This is a genomic window from Planococcus sp. CAU13 (genome assembly GCF_000775575.1).
GTDB lineage: Bacteria > Bacillota > Bacilli > Bacillales_A > Planococcaceae > Planococcus.
On record NZ_JRGN01000062.1, the window covers coordinates 1 to 2,072 of the forward strand.

General features: G+C 50.1%; 2 protein-coding genes. One reads left to right on the forward strand and one right to left on the reverse strand.

What is annotated here, in order from left to right:
* The first annotated feature begins 113 nt into the window (after positions 1-113).
* Positions 114-1,652: an FAD-dependent oxidoreductase gene (locus KW93_RS02650; RefSeq protein WP_033541414.1), complete on the forward strand. Its 1,539-nt coding sequence runs from the start codon at positions 114-116 to the stop codon at positions 1,650-1,652.
* A gap of 200 nt (positions 1,653-1,852) precedes the next feature.
* Here the strand turns inward: KW93_RS02650 and KW93_RS17730 are convergent.
* A partial coding sequence (locus tag KW93_RS17730) for a hypothetical protein (RefSeq protein ID WP_235318348.1) occupies positions 1,853-2,072 on the reverse strand: 220 nt, incomplete at its 5' end.

A 2,072-nucleotide genomic window follows, 5' to 3' on the forward strand; every position in this document is an offset into this window, starting at 1 on the left:
TCTTATGCCTTTCAGAGCTTAACGGGCGCTTGCGCTTTTCTTAATGCGCTTATTTTTCAGCAGGAAGGGTAGATAAAATGTAAATGACAATTTACAGGAGGTATCATGCGGCGATGAAGAATAACAAAGGGATTCCACAATCGAAAGAGTCGTATTGGCGCGCATTTAAAGACATACCCAATTACCCGCAGCTGCAGAAAAATGATTCGGCGGAAGTGGGGGTTGTCGGCGGTGGCATTGTCGGCATCATCAGCGCGTACTTATTGGCGAAAGCAGGAAAGAAAGTCACTTTGATCGATGCGGGAAGACTGGTCGATGGCGTAACCGGCTATACGACGGCGAAAATTTCTGCGCAGCACGGCCTGTTTTATTTTCCATTGATCAAGATGTTGGGGGAAGTGGATGCGAAGAGGTATTATGACGCCAATATGGCAGGTTTGGACTTTATAAAGAACACGGCGCAGGAACTCGGCATCGACTGCGATTTTGAGCATCAGGATGCTTTCGTCTATGCCAATACGGCAGTCGGTGCCAAATTGATCGAACAGGAAGCCGAAGCCTATGAGCAGCTCGGCATCCCCGGCGGCCTGGCGAAAGAAGAGGTGGAATTGCCGTTTGCAGTGAAAGAAGCCATTGTCATGCGCGACCAGGCGCAATTCCATCCAGTCAAATTCCTGGCCGGCCTGGTGAAGGAATTCGAAAAACTTGGCGGTACCATTTATGAACAGACGCGCGCCATCAAAATTCTCAGCAAAAAAAATCCGGTCATCCAGACGGAAAACATGTCCCACCTGTCATGCGACCAAGTGATCGTTGCCACCCATTACCCGTTCAACGATTCGGACGGCATGTATTTCGCCCGGATGTCCATTTCACGTTCATATATTGTCGCTGCCAAAGTGAAAGGCACGGTTCCAAAACACATGTATATCAGCACGGACATGCCGATGCGCTCATTGCGCTATGCGAAAAATGATGACGGGGAACCGCTGCTGCTGATCGGCGGGGAAGGGCATGGCGTTGGAAAACATAAAGGCGAAACGATGGGGAATTACGAAAAACTTGCCGAATGGGGAGACGAGCATTTCGGTGTGGAAGACATCCCTTACCGCTGGTCGGCTCAGGATCAGTCGACACTCGACAAAATTCCGTATATCGGCACAAGCACGGTCGGCTATGAAAATATTCTGGTGGCCACCGGTTTCCGGAAATGGGGGATGGCGCACGGGGCGCTTGCGGGCATGCTGCTGAGCGACCAGATCCTTGGCAATGAAAATCGCTATGCGTCCCTGTATGACCCGACCCGACCGAAAATGAAAGCAGTTGATATCGCAAGCTTCCTGAAAGACAATGCATCCGTTGCGAAAGAATTGGTCAAAGGTAAATTGAAACAGCCGATGAAAACGCCGGATTCCCTGCAAAAAGGGGAAGGCGGAAGCGTCAAAACTTCGAAAGGGGCGGCCGGCGGCTATCGAGATGAATACGGCCAATTGCATCTCGTCGACACAACCTGCACCCATATGGGCTGTGAAACAAAATGGAATGACGCCGAGCTCTCATGGGATTGCCCGTGCCATGCTTCCCGTTTCTCCTACACAGGCGAAGTGCTGGAAGGCCCGGCCGTCAAACCGCTTAAGCGGATTGAAGAGTAGGTAATAGTATAAAGAAATCGATACTGCGCAAAACAGCTTCGCTTTCGGGCCCACAGGATATGGGTCATGCATTCGGCGCGACAGGACGTCGCGGGGACGATCGCCGGGGGCTTGCGCTGAGCTAATTCGGGCTCGGTCGCCCTTCGCTGTTTTGCTCCATATCTCTGATTGTCTTCCATAAAGAGATGTCTTTAAAATTTCTATTGATTGAAAACGGAACATTTCAATACTACACGGAACTGGAATGAAGCGTCCCCCTGGAGCGAAATGATCCTAGAAGTTTTTATTGTGTCGATAACATAAAAAAGGAGCCGCAGAAAATCTGCAGCTCCTTTTTGTACATAATCAATAACATCATAGTTAATGTGAGGCTTTTTAAGAGGCATCTGGTGTCTAGACTCCAGCGGCCCAGCTCTTCGG

Coding starts and splice junctions, on each gene's coding strand:
- KW93_RS02650 (WP_033541414.1), top strand. CDS start 114: ATGAAGAATAACAAAGGGATTCCACAATCGAAAGAGTCGTATTGGCGC.